Annotated in this window: 20 protein-coding genes; 11 read left to right on the top strand and 9 right to left on the bottom strand. The window is 53.6% G+C overall.

From position 1 onward, the window contains the following. Nucleotides 1-36 precede the first annotated feature (36 nt). The 3 genes from AC2FNE_RS02800 to AC2FNE_RS02790 all read right to left on the bottom strand — a co-directional run bounded on the left by AC2FNE_RS02800 (nucleotide 37) and on the right by AC2FNE_RS02790 (nucleotide 7,643). The gene (locus tag AC2FNE_RS02800; RefSeq protein WP_496804761.1) at nucleotides 37-4,452 is read right to left on the bottom strand and encodes a translocation/assembly module TamB domain-containing protein; all 4,416 of its coding nucleotides are present in this window, start codon (nucleotides 4,450-4,452) and stop codon (nucleotides 37-39) included. Continuing rightward, nucleotides 4,452-6,260, bottom strand: coding sequence for an autotransporter assembly complex protein TamA (locus AC2FNE_RS02795; RefSeq protein ID WP_496804730.1), 1,809 nt, complete (start codon nucleotides 6,258-6,260; stop codon nucleotides 4,452-4,454). Before AC2FNE_RS02795 ends, AC2FNE_RS02800 begins: the two co-directional genes overlap by 1 nt. Nucleotides 6,261-6,419: 159 nt before the next feature. After that, nucleotides 6,420-7,643, bottom strand: a complete 1,224-nt coding sequence (locus AC2FNE_RS02790) for a urate hydroxylase PuuD (protein ID WP_170604627.1) — start codon at nucleotides 7,641-7,643, stop codon at nucleotides 6,420-6,422. Nucleotides 7,644-7,740: 97 nt separating this feature from the next. Between AC2FNE_RS02790 and AC2FNE_RS02785 the strand changes: the two genes are divergently transcribed. Further along, nucleotides 7,741-8,655, top strand: a complete 915-nt coding sequence (locus AC2FNE_RS02785) for a LysR family transcriptional regulator (RefSeq protein WP_170604629.1) — start codon at nucleotides 7,741-7,743, stop codon at nucleotides 8,653-8,655. A 4-nt stretch (nucleotides 8,656-8,659) separates the two neighbouring features. Here AC2FNE_RS02785 and uraH read toward each other — a convergent pair whose 3' ends face one another. Then, on the bottom strand, nucleotides 8,660-9,016 hold the full coding sequence (gene uraH, locus AC2FNE_RS02780; protein WP_170473788.1) for a hydroxyisourate hydrolase: 357 nt from the start codon (nucleotides 9,014-9,016) through the stop codon (nucleotides 8,660-8,662). A gap of 169 nt (nucleotides 9,017-9,185) precedes the next feature. On the opposite strand from uraH, the gene puuE reads away from it, so the two are divergent. Both puuE and AC2FNE_RS02770 read left to right on the top strand, forming a co-directional pair. Next, the gene (gene puuE, locus AC2FNE_RS02775; RefSeq protein ID WP_496804729.1) at nucleotides 9,186-10,607 is read left to right on the top strand and encodes an allantoinase PuuE; all 1,422 of its coding nucleotides are present in this window, start codon (nucleotides 9,186-9,188) and stop codon (nucleotides 10,605-10,607) included. Next, nucleotides 10,604-11,092 carry an ureidoglycolate lyase gene (locus AC2FNE_RS02770; RefSeq protein ID WP_496804728.1) on the top strand — a complete coding sequence of 163 codons (489 nt, stop codon included), beginning with the start codon at nucleotides 10,604-10,606 and terminating at the stop codon, nucleotides 11,090-11,092. Before puuE ends, AC2FNE_RS02770 begins: the two co-directional genes overlap by 4 nt. 64 nt (nucleotides 11,093-11,156) lie before the next feature. Here AC2FNE_RS02770 and AC2FNE_RS02765 read toward each other — a convergent pair whose 3' ends face one another. The 3 genes from AC2FNE_RS02765 to AC2FNE_RS02755 all read right to left on the bottom strand — a co-directional run bounded on the left by AC2FNE_RS02765 (nucleotide 11,157) and on the right by AC2FNE_RS02755 (nucleotide 13,443). Continuing rightward, the gene (locus tag AC2FNE_RS02765; protein WP_170604633.1) at nucleotides 11,157-12,143 is read right to left on the bottom strand and encodes a type I glyceraldehyde-3-phosphate dehydrogenase; all 987 of its coding nucleotides are present in this window, start codon (nucleotides 12,141-12,143) and stop codon (nucleotides 11,157-11,159) included. A gap of 53 nt (nucleotides 12,144-12,196) precedes the next feature. Further along, nucleotides 12,197-12,520: a hypothetical protein gene (locus AC2FNE_RS02760; protein ID WP_170604635.1), complete on the bottom strand. Its 324-nt coding sequence runs from the start codon at nucleotides 12,518-12,520 to the stop codon at nucleotides 12,197-12,199. An 89-nt stretch (nucleotides 12,521-12,609) separates the two neighbouring features. Further along, nucleotides 12,610-13,443 (bottom strand): bifunctional allantoicase/(S)-ureidoglycine aminohydrolase, encoded by an 834-nt coding sequence (locus tag AC2FNE_RS02755; protein ID WP_170604637.1) that lies wholly within the window; start codon nucleotides 13,441-13,443, stop codon nucleotides 12,610-12,612. A gap of 174 nt (nucleotides 13,444-13,617) precedes the next feature. Here AC2FNE_RS02755 and AC2FNE_RS02750 point away from each other — a divergent pair, with 174 nt between their 5' ends. Further along, nucleotides 13,618-13,974 (top strand): hypothetical protein, encoded by a 357-nt coding sequence (locus tag AC2FNE_RS02750; protein WP_170604639.1) that lies wholly within the window; start codon nucleotides 13,618-13,620, stop codon nucleotides 13,972-13,974. Between the two features lie 12 nt (nucleotides 13,975-13,986). Here AC2FNE_RS02750 and AC2FNE_RS02745 read toward each other — a convergent pair whose 3' ends face one another. Next, nucleotides 13,987-14,922 carry a 2-hydroxyacid dehydrogenase gene (locus tag AC2FNE_RS02745; RefSeq protein ID WP_496804727.1) on the bottom strand — a complete coding sequence of 312 codons (936 nt, stop codon included), beginning with the start codon at nucleotides 14,920-14,922 and terminating at the stop codon, nucleotides 13,987-13,989. Nucleotides 14,923-15,047: 125 nt separating this feature from the next. Here AC2FNE_RS02745 and AC2FNE_RS02740 point away from each other — a divergent pair, with 125 nt between their 5' ends. From AC2FNE_RS02740 to AC2FNE_RS02725, 4 genes are all read left to right on the top strand, one after another. Continuing rightward, the gene (locus AC2FNE_RS02740) at nucleotides 15,048-16,283 is read left to right on the top strand and encodes an acyl-CoA dehydrogenase family protein (RefSeq protein WP_496804726.1); all 1,236 of its coding nucleotides are present in this window, start codon (nucleotides 15,048-15,050) and stop codon (nucleotides 16,281-16,283) included. 10 nt (nucleotides 16,284-16,293) lie between these two features. Continuing rightward, nucleotides 16,294-17,091, top strand: a complete 798-nt coding sequence (locus tag AC2FNE_RS02735) for a thioesterase family protein (RefSeq protein WP_170604645.1) — start codon at nucleotides 16,294-16,296, stop codon at nucleotides 17,089-17,091. A 123-nt stretch (nucleotides 17,092-17,214) separates the two neighbouring features. Beyond that, the gene (locus tag AC2FNE_RS02730; RefSeq protein WP_496804725.1) at nucleotides 17,215-17,814 is read left to right on the top strand and encodes a DUF1007 family protein; all 600 of its coding nucleotides are present in this window, start codon (nucleotides 17,215-17,217) and stop codon (nucleotides 17,812-17,814) included. Next, nucleotides 17,799-18,734 (top strand): nickel/cobalt transporter, encoded by a 936-nt coding sequence (locus tag AC2FNE_RS02725; protein ID WP_170473758.1) that lies wholly within the window; start codon nucleotides 17,799-17,801, stop codon nucleotides 18,732-18,734. The genes AC2FNE_RS02730 and AC2FNE_RS02725 overlap by 16 nt, the downstream gene beginning before the upstream one ends. A gap of 1 nt (nucleotide 18,735) precedes the next feature. Here the strand turns inward: AC2FNE_RS02725 and truA are convergent, their stop codons facing one another. After that, the gene (gene truA, locus AC2FNE_RS02720) at nucleotides 18,736-19,503 is read right to left on the bottom strand and encodes a tRNA pseudouridine(38-40) synthase TruA (protein ID WP_496804760.1); all 768 of its coding nucleotides are present in this window, start codon (nucleotides 19,501-19,503) and stop codon (nucleotides 18,736-18,738) included. Nucleotides 19,504-19,612: 109 nt separating this feature from the next. Here truA and AC2FNE_RS02715 point away from each other — a divergent pair, with 109 nt between their 5' ends. The 3 genes from AC2FNE_RS02715 to AC2FNE_RS02705 are packed head-to-tail and all read left to right on the top strand — an operon-like array spanning nucleotide 19,613 to nucleotide 22,462. Beyond that, the gene (locus AC2FNE_RS02715; protein ID WP_496804759.1) at nucleotides 19,613-21,028 is read left to right on the top strand and encodes a YcjX family GTP-binding protein; all 1,416 of its coding nucleotides are present in this window, start codon (nucleotides 19,613-19,615) and stop codon (nucleotides 21,026-21,028) included. After that, entirely contained in the window at nucleotides 21,025-21,480 is a 456-nt protein-coding gene (locus AC2FNE_RS02710; protein ID WP_170604651.1) for a GNAT family N-acetyltransferase, read from the top strand. The genes AC2FNE_RS02715 and AC2FNE_RS02710 overlap by 4 nt, the downstream gene beginning before the upstream one ends. Beyond that, nucleotides 21,473-22,462 carry a YcjF family protein gene (locus AC2FNE_RS02705; RefSeq protein WP_170604653.1) on the top strand — a complete coding sequence of 330 codons (990 nt, stop codon included), beginning with the start codon at nucleotides 21,473-21,475 and terminating at the stop codon, nucleotides 22,460-22,462. The genes AC2FNE_RS02710 and AC2FNE_RS02705 overlap by 8 nt, the downstream gene beginning before the upstream one ends. The last annotated feature ends 43 nt before the right edge of the window (nucleotides 22,463-22,505 follow it).

Raw genomic sequence — 22,505 nt, 5'->3', positions numbered from 1 at the left:
AGAACCGGCCCTTTTCAGTTCTAGCTAGCGCGCAGTTCAATAGTCGCGTTCAAAAAAGACGCCAAGCCCGGTCTCGCCGCGACCATCTACGGTACCGCGCACTGTGAAACTATCAGTGACGTCCAAGTTGAGATTCACCTCGGTATCCCCTTCGGTGTTTACCGTGAAATCGGTGTACAGGTTATCGCTTAGGTAAGCGCCTGCACCCAGTCGCCCTGCGCCTTCTTCTGTTGTCCCAACATCAACCGTATCCACGCCGGTGGCATCGCGCACACCCTTGGTCGCATCACCGCCAGCACCGCTAAGTTGTGCGAGTGAAGCAGCCATCTGGGCAATGACAAACGGTGAAAGCTCGGAAAACCGGTTTCCGAACAGAAGCATTGCCAGCGCCTCTTCCGTCGGGCGCTCTGGGTCGGAAAACACGTCAACCTGTGGAGAATCCAGCGGCCCGGCGATTTCGATTGTGGCTGTTCCGTCAGATGTGCTGGTTGAGGATTCAAACTCGATATATGGAGTCAGGTCGCCTTGCAGCGTGACCAATCCTTTGGTCAAAGCTAAACGACGGCCAAGAATGTCAATATTTCCGCGGATCAACTCGATCTGACCAGATGGTACCACCGAAGCGGTCGTACCGCCGATTTGAATGCGCCCACCCAGTTCCGCGTTCACGCCACGGCCCCGTACGAACACTGCCTTGGGCGCTAGTAACCCGATGTCCAGTGAAATGCGCGACGTGCTTTTGCTGGCTTTTTCGGTGACCACCAACTGCGCTCTTTCTCGGGTAACAAAGCTGGCATTGCTTTCGTTTACGTGTTCAATGTCTGGTATTGGAGCTGCTCCAACGGCTCCTGCTGCGGCTGCAAGGTTAATGTTCGTCTCACCGAAATTGATTTGGCCGGCTATCGAGCTGTTACCCGCCAACGCGCCGTTCATAACAATCTGACCGTTGAGGGTGGTTTCGTAAAGAAGCTTGTCAGTCAAAACCAGTTCGTTGATTGCGGTTGTGATCTGTGCATTGAACGGAGGTGTCAGGTTGACTGGGCCATTGACTGTAAACCCTCCTCCGGCACGAACGCCACCTTGCATCGCGATAGTAGCGCGGCTTTGATCAAGAGTGATTGAACCTCCTATCCCAGTAATTGTTTGTCCGACACCGGGTAATGCCATCGCTGTTCCCGAGGTGGCTACGGTTCCACTCAGCGCATCCAAAGCGGGGGGACCTTTGAGCGTGAGATCAAAGCTGGCGGTCCCTTCGATGGTGTTGGGTTCGATAAAACGGTTTGCGATCCCGATATTAACGCCACCTTGCATGGTCAGGTCCGCTTCGCCGCTGGCTTCATCAAAGGTTCCAGCAACGGTGCTGTTGATCTGGGCGGGGCCGTCGGCCTTGGCGTCAATAGTCCAAACGCCCGAGTCGCGACGCGCATTGCCCGTGGCGGAAATAGTACCCGGAAACTCGGGCGCAAATCGTTCGATTCTGTTCAGTTGCGCCTCAAAATCTAAATCCGCAGCACCGTCTGTTGTTACAGTCCCTTGCAGATCGGCATATGAGCTTTCTGGGCCTTGCAGACGCAGGCTGCCCTCTAATCCTGAACTGGTCGGGGCGACGTTGCCGTCCAGTTTTAGCTGCCCAGAAACAATTGGCGAAACGCGCCCGATGTCATCCAAAGCTGCCGAAAAATCCAATCCCCCTGCGGTTCGATCAAGCTTGCCTGAGGCAGTTGCGGTCAGTGCAGTACCGTTCAATTTAAATGTACGGATATCTAGACCTTGATCGTCGTTCACGGCATCTACATTCAAGGTTGTTCGCCCTTGAATAAGCGCGTCCACATTGTCGATACCTGTCTTGATGTCATCGGCCGTCACCGTGCCTTGAACGTCGAATGTTCTGTCAGATTGGGCTGCTCGCCCCTGAACGTCCGCACGGACCGAACCGCTCAAATCGCGTTTGGCTAGGCCCGAGAACACAGATAGATCAGGGATGTCCACTTGGGCCTTGCCGTCAGCCGAGATATCGTTCGTTGGGTCGTCAATCGTTGCTGCGACCTGCGCCGTCAGCGCGCTTCCATTGACCGTCGCGTTGCGGATAACGACTTGGTCTTTGGTGCGCGCGCCGTCTAGTTCGATTGTAGTCCTGCCGGTCAGCAAAGGATCGATTTCGGCCAAGCCGGTTCGGATGTCATTCGAAACAGCATTCGCAGTGCCGTCAAATTCAAGTGTCTTAACCGTTCCTTTGCCGTCCACCTGAAGCTGCACAGATCCGCCTAAGTCTCGTTTGGCAAGTCCTGAAAACAAAGACAGGTTGGGGATGTCTAACTGGGCCTGGCCATCGGCAGATATATTATTGGTTAAGTCATCGATCGTGGCTGCGACTTGTGCGTTCAACGCATTCCCTTTGACCGTTGCATTACGGATAACGACTTGGTCTTGGGTGCGCGCGCCGTCCAGTTCGATTGTTGTTCTGCCGGTCAGTAAAGGATCGATTTCGGTCATCCCGGTTAGGATGTCATTCGAAACGATATTTGCGGTACCGTCGAACTCAAGCGTCTGTACCGTTCCTTTACCCTCCATCTTAACCTGCATGGATCCGCTTAGATTGCGTTTGGCAAGACCCGAGAATATTGACAAGTCGTCCGCATTGACGTCGGCACTGCCATCAATTGTAAGGTTTCCAGCGGTTGTCGTAACAACGCCGTCAGCCTTCGCATCCAAAGTCTCGGAAGAGATTGTGAAACTGCGAATTGTTATTCCGTCCGAAGCTCTCTTGGCATCCAGAAAAATGTCAGTTTCGCCAGTAATTACCGGATCGATATCGTCCCGACCTGTGGAAAGGTTTCGACCTCCCACAGTGACTTTGCCATCAAAACTGCGCTCCAGAGGCGAACCAGATCCTTCAACACTGATAGAGGCCATTCCGCCGAGGTCCAGTTTGGCTATCTGCGAAAACCGCGAAAGGTCATCAGCAAGTACAGTGGCAGCTCCTTCAACTTTCAAACCCGTCGACAATCCGCTGACAATTGCATCAGTTTCCAAAGAATAATCGCGGCCCAAAAGTTCAAAGCCGGATAATTTGACGGTCTGGTCGCTGCCGTAATCGAATTGCCCGTCAAGCGTAATTCGATTTCCAACCGCCGCGTTAAGTGCGGGATCAGACATATCGATCCCGTCTAGCGCAACCTGAATATCCCCGTCGGCAGTCAGGCCGCCGTCTTGGGTCAGGGTTCCCTGACCAGCAATTTGCGCTCGTTGCAAATCCAATTGGGCCGCCAGCACGTCATCCGCCGTTAGGCTCAAATCCCAGAGATTACCGTTTTTAACATCGTACAACGCCGACAAGTGTGCCGCACCGACTGAAGTTTCGCCGCCACTGATTGGGAGCACTACGCGATCCCCGTCTGGTGGGGTAATTCGCCCTTGTACAGCAACCATCTGCAAGGCACCGCCTGACGCAAGACTGAACTGCCCTTCGAGCTTTAGCGCCTGTGAGGTAATTTCGATGTCGGAAATGTCCAACGCGCCGTCAGAATGGGTTCTCCCATCTACATACAGTTTTGTGTCTGTTCCGAAGAACGTATCCATCTCCTCGGCGAGAAACGGTGTGAGATCTCCTCCCAGATCGGCAGTAAACGCAATGCCGTCAGCATCGTCGTCGCTCTCCGAAGTGGCCGATCGCAACCGCACTTGACCTCCCAGGCGTTCAACACTGTCGCTGCTCAATCCGATGTCTGCGGTGAAATCGGTTAGGGGGCCGGAACCTTTGGCGGTAAGCCCCAACGGTGGGCTCCCCGGAATTCCCAACGCAGTCGAAATCAAACCGCCAGAAGCTTCTGCAACTGTCAGGTCTAGATCGATCTGGCGGGTGGAGTTCTCAAATCCAGCGACCAAGTCCACAGTGTCTCCGGCCCGGTCAAGTCGATCAATATCCAAAGTGGTGTCCAGTGCCCCGTCCGAAAGGGACAGATCGCCGTTGACTGCCAGATCTGCCGCAACTCCAATGAGCGGTTGACCTAACGAAAGCTGGTCGATGCGCAGCTCGCCGATTTCAATGGAGACGGGCAACTCCGGCAGTTGAAACGGTTCAGTCTCAGCGGATGGAGGCGGTTTTTCTTTCGTTGTGGTTCCAGGCGCTCGGGCAATATCGATTTCCTGCGCCGTAAGTGCGTTGACAGAAAAGCGGCCTCGGATCAATGCCAGCCGGTTCCAGTCCAATACCGCATTCTTGATGGTCAGCCAAACACCTTCATCGTCGGCAACGGTGATTTCCTGAATTCTAGCGCGCGAACTCAGCGCGCCTTCAAGCCCGATAACCCGAACGTTCTGATCTTCGCCGGACAAAGTATCCTGCAAAAAGCGTTCGATCATGCTGCCGCCGTCTTCATCCTGTGCCATCGACGGGATCGGTGCCGTAACAGCGACCATGCAAAGCAGCAGGGGATATCCAACGCGGCGCATCAAAACGCTTGTCCGATCCCAATGTAGAATTGCAGGCCGTCGCCGGTGTCGCCCTGAACTGGAACGGCTAGATCCACACGAAGTGGGCCAAAACCACCCAGATCATAACGGACCCCGAGACCCGCTCCAGAGTGAAACTCGGCGTCTGTACCCACGAACGAAGATGTATCAACCGCACCGTAGTCGTAAAAACCGACCAATGAAATCGCGTCGGTGATTTTTCCGCGAACCTCACCGGAAAAGCCAAGGAATGACTTTCCACCAGCCACCTCGTCCCCGATGGGGATGCCCAGGCTTTCATAAGGTTGGCCGCGAACAGTTCCGGCGCCACCTGAAAAGAACAGGAAATCTGGGGTGACACCATCGGCTGAAGGCCCAATCACCGATCCTATTTGCACGCGGCCTGCCAGTACCAAATTGCCACCTGTTCCAAAACTAGTGTAAGCGCGCCCATCAAAAGTCATCTGAAGCCCTGACTCGGTGCCTGACAATCCGGCAAAAGGCATAACCCGCGAATCCAGATAGAACCCGCGTGTCGCGCTGACTTTGCTGTCGCGTTCGTCCCACTCCGACCGGAATGGAATGATGAAATATCTGAATTTGCGCCCGTCACCGTAGGCGTCGTCAGCATCCGACCATTGAAACCCAGCCGAAGCCTCAGCATACAGGCGATCTGAAAATGTGCGTCTCGCACCGTAGGCAAGCGCCGCGATAGTAACATTGTAATTTTCTGTATTACGTCGTTCCAGAAGGGCGTTCCAAAAAGTGTTGTCGTCCGGTCCTAACCGGTCGGGTTGATCCAGGCGTAGCCCGATGCGGCCGTCCAAATCTTCAGCCCCGCCGATATTGCGAATAGCGAATTCAAACCTCAACCGTTCGGCCCTTCGAAAAACATTCCGATGGGTCCATGTGGCCGTCAGATCCAAGCCGTCGCGCGAAGCGAGCTCGGCCCCAAAAGTTATCCGGCGAGGCGGGAGGTCCTCGAACTCGGCGTCAAAATCCAAAGTGCCATCCGGATTTGGCTCCTCGCGCTCTTTGATCGAAACAACACTGAACGTACCAGTGCGCCGCAGCCTTGTGCCCACTTTCTGAATTTCTGCTGGGGAATACACTTCACCGGTCGGAAAGCCGGCAATCTTTTCAATTGATCTGCGCCGGACTTTGGTGTCGCCCTTTATGTACATTTTCCCAAATGTCAGTCTTGGCCCCGGCGAGAGACCAATATCAGAATCCAAACGGGCCTGAGCGTGCCGGGCAATGACTCTTTCGCTTGCAACTTCGGCTTTTGCGTGGCCAACGTCCCGCCATGCCTGCACTCCAGCGGATGCAGCCTGCTGAATTGCGCCAGTGGTTGCTGTCTTGCCGGTTGCGTATTCTGCGGGTAACTCGGTTCCGGGCGTAACCGGCTCAACAATAGCTGTACCAAAGGTATAAAGAGGGCCGGGCGTAACAGTAATCGTGGCCCGATTGAACTGCGCTGGTGCCTCTAACGAGTTTATCTCGGCGGCTTCCTGACCGTCTAACTTGATGCTGACAACAGGGGCGAAATAACCCTCGTCATACATGATTTGAACAATCGTGCGATAATCGGACAAGGCGGCCGAGAGAATCTCGAGCGAGGTGTCCAGCCCGCGTGATTCAGCAGTGAAAACTGAAGACGTTTCTTCCAGCCTTGTTACCAGCGTTTCGGGGGCACCAGTTGCCGTCAGGCTGATTTCCAGCGCTGACACAACATTAGGTGCAACAGCCGCCAATGTGGCAACAAGCCAGTTTTTCAGAACGCGCCGCGGACTGCTCCCTGTAATCATCTGGCCCTGACTGCCCCAACTCGAAATCGTTATCGCCGCAGGAACTCAGGTTTTGCGGCTCGTTAAATTCAACTTAGAGCATCTGAATGCCAATAGGGAAAGGATTTATGTTCTTTAGGCAGCCGTTTTGGTCTACCCTGTGATCAGATTGTTTCGGGATTACAACCCAGCATTGCGAACCCAGCGAACAATGGCTTCGCGGTCTTCTTCTTCCATGTAGGTTACGTTGGCCGGCGGCATCGCGTGAGTAACACCCGCTTGCAGGTAAATTTGCTGTGCATTGCGGGCGATGTCAGCCTTCGTTTCAAGCAAAACACCCTTCGGAGCCCAAAGAATGCCTTCCCAAACCGGTTCTCGCGCGTGACACATCGAACATCGACCCAAAACAACGTCGTGTACCTCATCAAATCCGTCCGCAGCAGCGAAGCGCTGTTCAAAAGGTGTGAGCGGAGTGGCCTCGGCCTCTTCCAATGGTTCATACATCGGGGCGGTCGACAGCCACATAATAGCAATGAACAGCAGTGCGGTTACAAGCCAGGTCCATGTTGGATTGCCGGATCGGGCATGACGCGTATTGAAGTAATGCCGGATTGTAACACCCATCAAGAACACCAATGCGGCAATAATCCAATTGTATTCAGTCGCGAATGCCAACGGATAATGGTTCGAAAGCATCAGGAATACGACCGGCAGGGTCAGGTAGTTGTTGTGAGTTGAGCGCAGTTTTGCGATCTTGCCGTATTTCGGATCGGGTGTGCGACCGTTTTTTAGATCGTCTACTACAATCCGTTGGTTCGGCATGATGATAAAGAATACATTTGCGGTCATGATCGTCGCCGTAAATGCACCCAGATGCAGCATCATCGCCCGACCGGTAAAAATCTGGTTATAACCCCAACCCATAGCCACCAGCAGCGCGAAAAGCAGCAGCATCAGCAGGGTCGGCCGTTCGCCCAAGCCGGATTTGCACAAGTTGTCATAGACCAGCCAACCCACTGTTAGAGAGGCTGCGGAAATAAAAATGCCTTGCCACAGGGCCAGATCAGCTTTTTGCGCGTCTATCAAATAAAGCTCTCCACCTAACCAATAGACGATCATCAAAAGGGCCGCGCCGCTTAGCCATGTTGCGTAGCTTTCCCATTTGAACCAGGTGAGGTGCTCTGGCATCTTGTCAGGAGCGACTAGGTATTTCTGGATATGGTAGAAACCGCCCCCGTGTACTTGCCACTCCTCACCATCCGCCGGGCCGTTGATGTCGCGGTTAAGACCGAGGTCCAGCGCAATAAAGTAGAATGATGATCCGATCCAGGCGATGGCGGTTATGACGTGCAGCCAGCGCACACCGAACGCCATCCAGTCCCAGAAAACGGCGAAGTCGTACATGAATGAGGTCTCCGATTGCTTGCAGCCACACTAGGCAAGCGGGCTTTTCTTCGGTATTCCTGCATATTGTCAAACTGTATCAAAAAAAAACGAAAAGATGTCCTATCTCGATAATATCCGCACATTTGTCAGGGTCTACGATTTGGGCAGCATGTCTGCGGCCGGGCGCGACATGCGAATTTCCCCAGCCGTTACCTCGGCGCGGATTTCTCAACTGGAAGAGCATTTGGGCGTTCGATTGTTTCAGCGCACCACACGAAACCTCACCCCTACGGAACAGGGGCGTGCCTTTTACCCCGGTGCTGTTGCAGTATTGGACGCTGTGGATGAAGCCGAAGCGCAGGTCATCCACCTGACCGAGTCACCACGTGGATCATTGTTTGTCGCAGCACCTTTGGGGGTGGGCCGTCGGCTGATAGCGCCCCATGTGCCTGACTTTCTGTCAGAATATCCGGAAATCGATGTTCGGTTACGATTGACAGATCGATCAGTCGATCTCACAACCGAAGGTCTGGATCTGGCATTTTTCATCGGCCAACCCGAAGATAGCACGCTACGTATTCGCAAAATTGCCGATTGCCAGCGACTTTTGTGCGCGGCACCCGAGTACGTAAAGAAGCACGGAATGCCTAATTCGGGTGATGATTTGATTTTAGACAAACACGAATGTCTGAATCTGAGATTCCCCGGCGCTACAGAATTCCAATGGCTGCTGGAAACGCCAGAGGGCCCAAAAAAATTTGCTGTGACGGGACGTTTCGAGTGTGATGATGGCGACGTTCTAACAGACTGGGCTTTATCCGGGCAAGGCATTGCAATGAAACCGGCATTTGAGGTGGCCGAGCACCTCAAGGCAGGGCGGTTGGTTCCAGTGGCTTCAAAGACGCCGCCAGTGCCGGTGCAAATGGCATGCCTTTACACGCATCGCCGTCATCAGGATCCCAAGGCGCGTCTGTTCATGGACTTCATGATAGAACGGATCGGAAAAGTTGTGCGCCAGTACGAGGATTGATGTATTAGCTACCGCGATAGGTAGAATATCCATGGGCGGACAATAGCAGAGGGACGTGGTAATGCGACTCTGGATCGGACATGCCGAAACGGATGGGTATTTGATCGAGAAACAGCAGATCCTCGCTAACTTGGTGCGTATCGCGTAAATAGTCGCCGGCAAAAAAGATCAGTTCGTACGTTCCTGTTTTAAAGTGATCCATAGGCAGTATTGGACTGTCCGTACGCCCATCCGTGTTGGTTTGCATTTCCACCAGCTTGCTATGTGAGTTTCCGGACACTTTATACAGAGCGATTTTTAACCCTTCTGCCGGACAGCCGCGTGCCGTATCCAGTACATGGGTCGTCAGATAACCTGCCACAGGCCTCTCCCTTTAAATTACCTTTTTGTTGGGTCCAGTTTGGAACAAACTTCAAATCATAGGAAATGCCAAAATGGACGGAAGCTGCGTTCGGTTTGATTTGATAATCGTTGTAGCTTTAATGCGGTATGGCAGTACTAAATAGATGAAAGACGGGATGGAAAACACAATGCAGGTACCGCGCTACCCTCGCGATATGATCGGATATGGAGCTAACCCGCCGGATGCGCAATGGCCAGGGGGCGCAAAATTGGCTGTTCAAATCGTGTTGAACTACGAGGAAGGCGGAGAAAACTGTATTCTACACGGTGATGCCGCGTCTGAGGCTTTTTTGTCCGAGATTGTGGGTTCCGCGCAATGGCCGGGACAGCGTCATTGGAACATGGAGTCGATATACGAATACGGATCGAGGGCAGGTTTTTGGCGGCTGCACCGATTGATGAAGGACCTGCCAATCACAGTCTACGGTGTCGCCACGGCGCTCGCCCGATCACCGGATCAAGTGGCTGCGATGAAATCTGCTGGTTGGGAAATTGCCAGCCATGGGCTGAAATGGGTCGAACACAAGGATATGTCGGAGGAGGAACAGCGTACACAGATCGCAGAGGCGATACAGTTGCATACCGAAGTTGTCGGGGAACGTCCGCGCGGATGGTATACCGGTCGCTGCTCTGAAAATACCGTGCGTTTGGTGGCGGAAGAAGGTGGATTTGACTATGTCGCCGACGCATACGCCGACGACTTGCCTTATTGGCTGCAAATAGAAGAGGGGCAGGATCAGCTGATTGTGCCTTACACGCTTGATTGCAACGACATGCGTTTTGCTACGCCGCAAGGATTCAATTCCGGTGACCAGTTTCTTTCTTACCTTAAAGATAGCTTTGATGCGCTTTACGAAGAAGGTGAAGCAGGGTCTCCCAAAATGCTTTCAATAGGATTGCACTGCCGCCTCATTGGACGTCCCGGTCGGGTGATGGCGCTAAAACGGTTTCTCGATTACGCGCGCGGGTATTCAGACGTTTGGTTTGCAACGCGGCAACAGATTGCGCAGCACTGGGCCAGATTACACTCACCGCACAAAGCATCGAGACCGTCACAAATGGAAAAAGCAGCATTCATGACGGCGTTCGGAGGTATTTTCGAGCACTCGGACTGGATCGCCGAGCGTGCATTCGAACTGGAGCTGGGCCCGGCACATGACACCGCGGGTGGTTTGCACAATGCGCTGTCGCGGATATTCCGCTCTGCGACCCAAGAAGAACGGCTGGGTGTTTTATTGGCGCATCCAGACCTGGCGGGCAAGCTGGCGCAAGCAAAACGGTTGACCTTGGAAAGTACTTCCGAACAGGCCTCTGCCGGATTGGACGCATTGACTGATGAGGAAAGAGCAAACTTTACCGATCTTAACCAAAAATATTCCAAGAAATTTGGGTTTCCATTCATCATTGCAGTGCGGGACCACGATAAAGCCTCGATAATGCAAGCATTCTTGCGCCGAATTGAACATGATCGTGGGACGGAATTTGCCGAAGCATGTCGCCAGGTGGAGCGGATTGCCGAGTTTCGGTTAAGGGATGTCTTGCCATCATGAGTTGTCAGATCGAAATTGAACCAATTTCGGTTCAAGCTTTTGCGCCATTTGGCGACCTGATTGATCACGCAGGTCAACCAGATAAGATTATCAATCAAGGGCTATGCGGCCGTTATCATGACCGCGCGATATTGGATTTCGCTGATGGGCGCCCGGGGATTAGCTTGTTTAACGCCATTCCCCGTGAATTGCCTTACAAGCTCGAAATGGTTGAGCGTCATGCTGATGGCAGCCAAGCGTTTATCCCAATGACCGAAAACCCTTTTCTAGTAATTGTTGCCCCGGACGAAGATGGTAAGCCCGGGCGTCCCCACGCTTTTTTGACGAACCCGGGGCAGGTCGTGAATTATCATCGGGGTACATGGCACGGTGTGCTTACTCCGCTGCATGAACCGGGCTTGTTCGCAGTGGTGGATCGCATCGGCAAGGGTGACAATCTGGAAGAACACTGGTTCGCCTCGCCGTACGAGGTGGTGCAGGCTTGAACTATACCGCTTTTGTCGGGTCCAATCTGTCCACGTGGTCGCGCGATGTTGGTTCAATCCAAAGTCAAGTTGATGCCATCAGTCGGGCGACGTCCAGCATACGCGCGGAAAATCCCCATTCGTTGTCGTACCAACCGAATAACCTTATTTGATGCTCATCAACCATCCGCGTTTCAGGTCCAGCCAAAACAAGCGATTCCGGTCTTGTTCGCAAATCCGACGAAACCAATGGCATATCTGTCCAGCCGAGAACTGAAGAGTCTTGAACTCTTTGTTGTAAGGCGGCGATGAACTCGTTGAAACTCATAGCGCGTTCCAAAGACACGACCAGATCCACTGCGGAAACGCTGGCTGTTGGAACGCGGACTGCCGCTCCTGAAATGCGGCCTTTCAGATGCGGCAGGACGACATTGATAAGATCTGTCGCGCTGGAGGTTGTGGGAACCATGGAAAGCGCTCCGGCACGGGAGCGTGCGAGATCACCCCGCGGCGCGTCGACCATTGGCTGACTATTCGTATAACAGTGAATCGTCGTCATATGCGCCGTTGAAACGCCTCCGATCGTATCCAGCAATTTGACCAGAGGTGCCAGCCCATTGGTGGTGCAGGAAGCGTTGGACACTATGCGCGCTGTCCCCAGCTGATCTTCATTGGCACCCAAAACGATCGTCACTTCTGCAGCGGGAGAGGGGCCAGAAATCAATACCTTACCCGCCCCAGCACTCAACCCGCGTCGAGCCACATCCGAAGTGCGAGCGATACCGGTACAGTCCAGTAGAACGTCGACGCCACTTAGGTCCACATTCGCCAAATCGGCGCTGTGAGTCATGGGGACTGACTGCCCGTCCACGTGCAGATTGCTATCTTTGTGCACTACGTTTCCGGGGTAGGGGCCAAATGTACTGTCGTATTTGAATAGATAGGAGCAGGTTTCAATTGGGGCGATATCGTTTATTAAAACCAGTTCGATATCGGTGTTCTGCGGCTTGGTAAGTACCTGCCGCAAAATCGTGCGGCCGATACGGCCGAATCCATTGATCGCGAGTTTCATTCGCAAGCTATGGCAGGCGGATCAAGGGACCTCAATGCCTGAAGATTGTGATTTTAGCTGCAGCTTACCTGTGAGAAGAATTGACCAGACATATTCTGATACATGCTGGAGTAAATCACCTTGCAGCCGGTTGCTTGTTGGATTGCGGCTATAGCCTGAACAGTACGAAGACGCGGAGGAGGCCCGAACGGGTTAAGGTTATTATTATCGCGGGTAGCGCGATAAATTACCGGCTCTTCCGACACCTGAGTAACCGCCCAAGTGCGGCTCATAACAAACACCGATTTGGTTTCTTCCTTTGCTGCAACCGGAGTTGCGTCGAGGGCAGTAAGGCCAACAAAACCCGCAATGGCCAAAATCGTTCCGCGCAGTAACATGGAAATTCTCCAGTGCTGAAATTCTGGTCGTATTTCAACAGATTCAGCAGCTTCTGTGAAGCCCTAAGCTGGAGCAAGGCAGTGCGCTTTCAGCGATTGGATAACTTCAGTGGCATATGTCGGTTCACATCCTTGTAAAGCAGATAACGAAACCGACCGGGTCCTCCGACATAGCAAGCTTGCGGGCAGAACGCGCGCAACCACATATAATCACCCGCTTCGACCTCGACCCAATCCTGATTAAGGCGGTAAACTGCTTTTCCTTCAAGCACATACAGGCCGTGTTCCATCACATGGGTTTCGGCAAATGGGATAACACCACCGGGTTCGAAATTTACGATATTTACATGCATGTCATGTCGCAAATCCAGTGGGTCAGCGAAACGGGTTGTGGACCAGCGCCCATCAGTATCAGGCATTTCATTGGGAGTTATGTCATTCTCGTTCGTAATGATTGCCTCGGGGGAGGGTAGGCCAGGAACGGCTTCGTACGCCTTGCGCACCCAATGAAAACGAGTAACCGTGTCGCTTGAATTGCGCAGGGTCCATTCGGATTCTGGAGGGATATAAGCGTAGCCTCCGGTTTCCAGTACGTGCATTTGCCCAGATAGCGTCAGTGTTACCGAACCTTCGACCACAAACAATACAGCTTGTGCGCTCGGGTCGGTCTCAGGGTGATTGCTCCCACCACCCGGCTGGACTTCCATGATGTATTGGGAAAAGCTCTCGGCGAACCCGCTGAGAGGGCGGGAGAGAACCCAAAGTCGCGTTTGATCCCAAAAAGGTAGATAGCTGGTGACGATGTCCCGCATGGTCCCTTTTGGGATCACTGCATAAGCCTCTGTAAACATGGCGCGATCAGTCAAAAGTTGATCTTGGCCCGGATGCCCGCCAGTTGGCGCGAAGTAGTTTGATTTTGCCATCAGATGCCTCTGGTTGGTGGTTTGGGCACTATGCGAAGAAAGACCTCATAGTCCTAGCGTTGGCCTTTCGATAGGAATGTTCTGAAAATTTTGAAGATATGGAGGCGGGTATTGGTCCAGTGCGAGACGAGGTATAGTGTTGATCCCAATGATTTTCAGCTTTGCGAGGCTATCATGAAGGCTTTTAGTTCTATTGCTTTGGCTGCTGCCGTCACTTTGGGGCTAGGAGGAGTTGTTTTGGCAAAACCGCTTTCCCGCATAATTTCAGAGACGGGTTTGAGTCCAGAAGACTTCGAAGTGCTAAGCGCAACATCTGATTCGATGTTAGCCAGTGGTACGCCCAGAGCAGGAAAGGAACGTGAATGGATCAACGAAAGCACTGGTTCAAAGGGCACAATTCGCGTCCTCGAAGTGCGCGACAATTGTGCGAGCCTTCAGCACTTCATTCGCCCCGCAGGAGTGAGCCAAACTAGGCAGATCAGAACCCGCAGATGCCGTGATGCAAACGGCAACTGGATTCTCACCCCGTAAAGCTCGTTTTCTTTAATATCCTCTCTCTCGATCGACTTCGTGCAATATTGGTTTGCCGGAACTCAACCGTTGAAAGTTTTCTGCCACATCAGCCAGTGCCTCGCCGAGATGCCAGCCTGATACATGCGGTGTTATTGTAACGTTGGGATGTCGCCAAAGCGGGCTTGAAGCAGGCAGTGGCTCTTCGCTTGTGACATCCAGAACGGCGTGGCTCAAATTTCCGTTGTTTAATGCGGTCACAAGGGCGATCTCATCAATCAGGTCGCCTCGGCCTGCATTCAGCAATTGGCTGCCGGGTTTTATCTTCGACAGCATTTCTTCATCGAACAAACCGCTGGTCAGAGGGGTAGACGGCAGGATCGCGCAGATGTGGTCGCATTGGCCCAATAACGCAGTCAGCGCATTTTCACCGTGAAGACATACGACACCTTCGATGGATTTTGGTGAACGGCTCCAGCCGATGACCTGAAAGCCAACGGCGCGAAGCATTTCCGCCGTACGCGCGCCTATGTGACCTAATCCCAGCACTCCGACCTTTGTTTCGGGTGAAAAAAGCGGCGCTTTGGGGATCCATTCTGACCGACGCTGCGCGGACTCGTGAAAAGCCATGTGTCGTTGTCTGCGTAGGATATAGGCCAGAAACCATTCTGCGATACCTTGGGCAGGAGCGTCAGGCTTTAGTCGTGCAATACGAACATTCGAAGGAAGGATTGGGTTGTTTACAATCGTTTCGACCCCAGCGCCAAGTTTTTGTACCAGCTGCAAGTTCGGTAATCGGCTAGGGTGATCATCCTTTAAAGCGACCAGAGCTATCATAGTGATTTCCGACGCATCGCCAATCGTGTCAGGTGTTCTGACATCTGCGTTAGGCGCCAGCCTTCGAATTTCCTCGGCGATTTCGTCATCGCTCATCCAGTCGGACAGTCCGGTTTCAATCAATAGCGCCACTATTTTGTTCCCACGCAATTAGTTTGCAATTTACGTCCCGTCATGCGGCTGGACATAGTGACGGCAGCTAAGTCATTCTCGAACCCAAGGTAAAGACCGGTTCCCTGAGCTGAGGAGAGAAATTCATGAATATGTCGTTCGGGTTACGCGATGAAAACCGTGATCTGCTGAACCGTGTGGCGGAAATGGTCCGAGACGAAATCATGCCTTTGGAGGAAGAATATCAAGCTGAAATTAACAAAGGTGACCGTTGGCGGTACACGGAACGTCAATCAGAGATTTTGGAAAGTTTGAAAGCCAAGGCCAAAGCTGCCGGTTTGTGGAACTTTTGGCTGACTGACAGCGATAAGGGATTGGGCCTGACGACAGTAGAATACGCCTACTTTGCCGAGGAAATGGGGAAAACCCCATTGGGTGCTGAAGTGTTCAATTGCTCTGCCCCCGATACGGGAAACATGGAGGTGTTTGAGCGTTATGGAACCGAAGCCATGAAGGAAAAGTGGCTGAGACCACTTCTCAATGGTGAGATACGCTCGGCCTATCTCATGACAGAGCCGGATGTTGCTTCATCTGATGCCACCAATATCTCGATGTCCTGTGTGCGGGACGGCGAAGCTTACGTGCTGAATGGTGAGAAATGGTGGTCGTCTGGCGCGGGCGACCCACGCTGCAAAGTCTATATCGTCATGGTGAAAACCGCTGGTGAAGACCAACCCAAACACAAGCGTCAATCGATGATTGTGGTACCTGCCGACGCCCCCGGGATCGAAATTTTGCGTCCAATGGAAGTGTACGGCCACGACGATGCTCCGCACGGCCATATGCATATCAGGTTCACAGATGTAAGGGTGCCCGCTGAAAACATTCTTCTGGGTGAGGGGCGCGGGTTCGAGATAGCCCAAGGTCGCCTTGGGCCCGGACGCATTCATCATTGCATGCGGGCCATTGGGCAAGCTGAGGCGGCACTAGAACTGATGTGCAAACGTTCCCTTCAACGCGAGGCGTTTGGCAAAAAACTGGCACAACTCGGAGCGAATTTTGACATTATCGCTGAATGCCGGATGGAAATCGAAATGGCCCGATTACTTTGCCTTAAAGCCGCATGGTACATGGATCAAGGCGATGCGCGCGCAGCTGCCCCATGGATTAGCCAGATCAAGGTCGTCGCGCCACGCGTTGCGTTAAAAGTAATTGACGAGTCAGTGCAAATGTTCGGGGCGCAAGGCATCAGTCAGGACACTTCTTTGGCTGCTGCCTGGACGCATGTGCGGACACTTAGATTGGCAGACGGCCCAGATGCCGTTCACCGCCGGCAGGTGGCCAGGGCAGAGTTAAAGAAACACACTCAGGAAAAGGTCTGAGAACGCTTCCATGAAAATCGATTCCAAACCGGCTTTTTTTCATGTCGGAGCCGATGGCGCTTTTGTGGGAAACGATCCAGCCCGCGGACCTTGGTCAGCAGAGCATTGTCATGCGGGACCCGTTTCCAGCCTGATTGCGCGGGCAGCCGAGACGGAAGTCGGGCCAGGTAAAATTTTGACCCGGTTAACAGTTGACCTGCTGCGCCCGTTACCACTGACAGGTCTTCGAGTTGTTGCAGAAACAACGCGCCACACAAAGACTTTGGCGACGACACGAGTGACAGTACATGATCTGAACGACACATTGTGCGCGACTGCGTCTACAATGCATCTTCAGAGCAGAGACTTGGGCCCGGTGCCGGACGCTCCTAACGATCCGATTCTGTTCGAAGATCTGGTCGACGGCCCGTTTCCGATTGGTGAGATGCGCCATAGTCTACCTGGTTTTGCGCACTACGCGGATGTGCAGTATCCGAAAGGAGGCAATCAGGGGGCGGGTCCAAAAACAATCTGGATGCATACCCCGGCCATTCTTGATGGCGAAACCCCTTCGCCCGTTCAGGCGCTATGCCCCCTGGCGGATTGCGGGAATGGTATTTCGTGGAACGCGCCGACAAGCGAAATGGGCTTTATGAACACGGATCTGACGGTTCAAATCCACCGTGAGCCTGTTCCGGGCTGGTTTGCATCGCAGTCTGTTTCGCATTGGCAACCGACAGGTATAGGTATGTCACAATCTGTTTTGTACGATATTAAAGGACCTGTCGGCACCGCTTTGCAAACCTTAGTGTTATTTCCGCCCGGCTAGCGTCAGTTTGCTTGTTTCTGTGTTTGCTAACGAAACGGCATTGCCGTTGGTGTGCTGGCAACCTATCTTTGCCAAATGCGTTGGTTGGCTATTACACTAACTTTTTGTTTGCCTGTTCCGGCAATGGCTCACCCTCATGTCTTTATCGACACGGGTTTGGAATTTATCGTCGATGAAACTGGTGCTCTCACTCATGTCAGGGTCACTTGGGCCTACGATGAGTTTTATTCGTTGTTGGTATTGGAAGATCTGAAGTTGGATCAGGACGCTGACGGAGTACTGAGCAAAGACGAAGAGAAGTTTTTGGCTGGCTTTGATGCGCAATGGGTCGAGGGATACAATGGTGATCTGGTGGTTCGCTCAGCCGGACAGCCGGTGCTGCTGTCTGGCCCGCAGCAGGCCACAGCCACTACTGAGGATGGGCGGATTGTAACCACCCACCTGCGAACTGTGGAAAGCGGAAGGATTCCAGCGAATTCCCTGTCTGCTAAGGCATTTGACGAAACCTATTATACCGCTTACGAGGTTACCCGGCCTGTTGTAATATCGGGTCCTGTTTCTTGTGCTATTGAGCGCATCGAACCTGATATCGACGGGCAGCTGGCTCAGATGCAGGCATTTTTGAAAACGCTGGATGCCGATTATGATCTGGAGGAGAACGATATCCCTCTGATCGGTGAAAACTTTGCGACAGAGATTTTCGTTTCATGTCCAGATACCTGATTTTTCCGGTTGCGTTGGCCTGCGGCCTGCTGATTTGGTTCTGGGGAAGCGGTGGTTTTGATCACCTGGCAGCTTGGGCAGCGGGCGAGCAACGAGAGTTTCAGAACCAGATTGCACGATCCTTGCGGGCCGCGCGGGCCGAGCAACCACAAGCAGTCGCGACTCTGCTTACCGTGTGTTTCGCGTACGGATTTTTTCACGCGATCGGTCCTGGTCACGGCAAGGTTTTGATTGGCGGTTATGGTCTTGGCCGCCAAGTTGCTTTTTGGCGGCTGTCGGCGATCAGTGTATTGTCCAGTTTGGGGCAAGCGGTAACGGCCGTTGTGTTGGTTTATGCGGGGGTTCTAGTTTTTCAGATGTCCCGAGAAAGCCTTGTCGGCACCACGGAACAGATTATGGCGCCGATAAGTTACGGTGCCATAGCGATAATTGGCCTCTGGTTGGTAGTCCGCGCGTTGCGCAGTTTTGCCAAACGGCATCGAAGCGTGTCTGCGCACGAGGATCACCACGACCACGACCACCACCATAACCACGACCACCATGATCACGATGCTTGCTCAGAATGCGGCCATCGGCACGGCCCAAGCGTTGAAGAGGTGGCCAATGTCGGCAGCATACGCGAGGCTTTGATCCTGATCGCGGGTATCGCCGCGCGCCCCTGCACCGGTGCATTGTTCGTTCTGATCCTTACATGGCAGATGGGTATTGCGTTGGTCGGAATAGCTGGCGCGTTCGCGATGGCACTGGGGACAGCAACTGTAACGACTTTGGTTGGTTGGACTTCTTTCGGACTGCGCGGAGGGCTTTTAACGTCGGCTTCAGCCACGAGGTTTGCAGCGGTTCTTGCGCCTACTATCGAGTTGGTAGCAGGGCTTTTGATTGCGGTTATAGCTGGCGGCTTATTGCTGCGGACGTTTTGAATTACTCGAAAATTGGATCAGGATATCTGACAGCTGCAAGGTACAACCCTTGGGGCGGACAAACAGGCCCGCAAGCGGCGCGATTTTCTGCCTCAAGCGCGTCCTTTACATCCTGTGGTGTCCAAGCGCCTGCTCCGACCCTTTCCAAAGTACCGACAAAGCTACGAACTTGATTGTGCAGGAAGGATCTAGCGCGAACATGGAAATGAACTTCGGGGCCAGAAAACCCCTGAACCTCTTCCACCCTTAACTCATCCAAAGTTTTTGTAGGACTGGCAGCCTGACAAATGGATGAACGGAAGGTTGTAAAGTCGTGCCGCCCAATCAGCATATCCGCTCCGGCCTGCATTGCAGCGACGTCCAGCTGGTGGTTGATCTGCCAGACCTGACCTTTGTCATGCGTCGCTGGCGCGCGCCGCATCAGGATTCGAAATAGATACTGCCGCTCGACCGCGGTAAATCTTGCGTGCCAGTCGTCAGCGACATGAACGGCTTTCAAGATGGCCACCGGATGAGGCTTTAGATGATGGTTCAATGCTTCGGATAGGCGAAACGGGTCCCAATCTTTGTTTAGATCGCAATGCGCCACCTGCCCCAATGCGTGAACACCTGCGTCGGTACGTCCAGCCGCCGCAATTGTATGTTGGCCCGGTTGAATTCGGGACAAAGCCTGTTCGATCGCGCCTTGAACAGATGGAAGCTCTTTTTGCCGCTGCCATCCGGCAAACGGTTCTCCGTTGTATTCGATTTTCAAAGCGTACCTAGGCATAAGCCGCTCGTATCGCGCGACGCGCGGGCGGGCAAGAGGCTGTAAAATCTCTGGCAAGTGCGCGATCTGCTACCTATCTTGGATGAAACGATAAATGCGGGGCGACAGCTTGGTCATTTCATCACTGGCAGACGGTCTTGTCCGAGGCGTGGAATCCATCGGCGATACCGTGTCCGAGACTTTTTTTGAGCCGGTCATCCGCCTGGGGGTCACAGGTTTGGCGCGCTCGGGCAAAACAGTGTTTATCACATCCCTTGTGGCAAACCTGTTAGACCGGGGCCGAATGACGGCGCTTGCGGCCCAGCAAGAAGGCCGGATCACAGCCTCATATTTGCAGCCCCAACCAGATGACACGGTGCCACGGTTTGATTACGAGTCTCATTTGTCGGCGCTGACAGGGGCAAAACCATACTGGCCGGAAAGCACCCGCTCAGTGTCAGAGCTGCGTCTTTCGCTTAAGGTGCGGCCAGCCGGTCTTTTGTCAGGGTTGCAGGGGCCACGCAAGATTCACTTGGATATTGTCGATTACCCTGGCGAGTGGCTGCTGGACCTTGCGCTGTTGGAAAAATCCTATGCGGATTGGTCAAATGAAACCTGGCTACGTATCGAAAGGCGTCCGGAAGCGTCGGAATATGTTGCTGCCGCGCGCGCGTCGGATTCTGCAGCGGTCCATGACGAACCAACCGCACTAAATCTGGCCCGAAGCTTTACTGACTATCTAAACGCAACGCGGGATTTAGGGTTTTACGACTGCACGCCAGGGCGTTTTCTTTTACCCGGTGACCTGGCCGGGTCGCCGGTTCTAACGTTCGCACCGCTACCGATTTCGGGTGTGCTGCGCCGGGGTTCTTTGGGCCGCGAGATGGAACGTAGATACGAAGCCTATAAATCGCAGGTGGTTAAACCGTTTTTTCGCGATCATTTTGCGCGGATAGATCGTCAGGTGGTATTAGTTGACGCATTGGGTGCCATACATAAGGGGCCACAGGCGGTCGAAGATATGCGTCGCGCGATGGTTGACACACTGTCTGCGTTCCGCCCCGGCCGAAATGCATGGCTCAGCAAATTACTGCTGGGTAAGCGTGTGGAACGTATTCTATTCGCGGCTACGAAAGCTGATCATTTGCATCACCTGCAACATCCTCGTTTGACTGCGATCATTGAGGCTCTCACACGGGACGCGCGCGACAAGGCCAATTTCGCAGGGGCCGAAACGGCGGCCCTGTCCCTGGCCGCATTGCGCGCAACAACTGAGGAGATGCGCAGTCATGACGGGGTTGAGTTGCCCTGCATACGCGGGACCTTACTGGATAGCGGCAAGCAGGCGGCTTTCTATCCCGGCGAATTGCCACAAGACCCATCCCATTTGCTAGGCCCGGCGCGGGATGGTGCGGAAAACTGGTTGGGCGCAGAATATGAATTTATGAACTTTGCGCCGTCCTGTCTGTCCCTGCGTCCCGGAGATGGACCGCCCCATATCCGGCTCGACCGCGCCATGCAGTTTCTGATCGGAGACCGATTGTGACCGTTTTTCTTCGTTCTGCCCGCAGTACAGACGCAGGTGCCACCGGGGAAATATTGTACGATTTTTCCGACGAGCATGATTGGATGCCCAAATTGCATTCAGGCGCTGAAACCATCGCGTTTTGCGGAAGCATGATCGATAGGGATTGGGTGACCGTGGCTGAAAATGATAACAGGGTTGTGGGATTCTTGGCCCGTAGTGGGGCTGAAATCCACTCTCTTTATATTGAGCAAGCATTTCGCGGACAGGGGATTGGTCGCTACCTTCTTGATCACGCGAAATTGGAGCAAACGGAACTGTCGCTATTTGCGTTTCAAGCCAATGCAGGCGCGTGCCGGTTTTACGAGCGCAATGGGTTTTCAGAAGCTGCCCGAAGCGACGGGGCAGAAAATGACGAAAACCTTCCGGATGTAAAGTACGTTTGGCATAGCGGTGAGGCTAAGGATGTCTAAAGGCCCTGTACTGATCAACTTGGAGCAAGACGAACAGATTGCGGATGTCGCACAGGCTCCGCCCGTTCCCGATCTTGTGCAGCCGCAGGGACAGGCGATGCAGAGAGCAGCTCGATTAGCCGCAAGTGGCCCCTCAGTTCTGTCACGCTGGTTCTGGGGCTTGGCGCTTGCAGTAATTGGCGCGGTGGTTTCGGTTTCAGCTTGGGACTTCGCGACTTCTTTGTTGACGCGTGCCCCTGTTCTGGGCGGGATCATTTCCGTTTTGATGGGCGCACTTGTTTTGGTAGCAATTATCATTGCTTTGCGCGAACTGGCTGCGATCGCTCGGTTGTCGAAAGTAGATGAATTGCGCCGTGCCGCAGATGCGGCCATCGCCGAAGATGACTTGGCAAAGGCGCGCGAGGTCACGAACAGGTTGATCTACTTTTATAAGGGGCGTGAAGAAACTCGCTGGGGTCGCGATCGCACACAGGAACGCGTTGGCGATCAGTTCGAAGCATCTACTCTGCTGGGATTAGCCGAAGACGAAATACTTGCCCCCTTAGATGCCGCCGCCAGCAAAGAAGTTGAAGCCGCTGCGCGCCAAGTCGCTACGGTTACCGCGCTTGTACCATTGGCCCTAGCAGATGTTTTTACAGCTCTGGCCGCGTCGCTTCGAATGATCAGACGAATTGCCGAAGTCTATGGTGGAAGAGCAGGTTTTCTTGGTAGCTGGCGCCTGACACGCGCTGTTTTTGTTCATCTGGTAGCCACTGGCGCTGTTGCGGTTGGCGACGATTTGCTCGAACCTATACTTGGCGGCTCGGTTCTAAGCAAATTGTCCCGCCGCTTTGGTGAAGGGCTTGTCAACGGTGCCCTTAGTGCGAGGGTCGGCGTCGCGGCGATGGAGGTCTGCCGCCCTTTGCCATTCTCGGCGCGCCACAGACCTTCGACTAGCGGCATGGTCAAGCAGGCGCTAAGCGGGTTGTTCTCAAAATCTTGATCCAACGCGCAATGATGGTCTAGCGTTTCCTATGTAAACAGGG

Source organism: Ruegeria sp. YKSD179 (assembly GCF_059612885.1).
The sequence above is the reverse complement of the archived record's forward strand: the minus strand, read 5'-3'. Positions and strand labels throughout refer to the sequence as shown.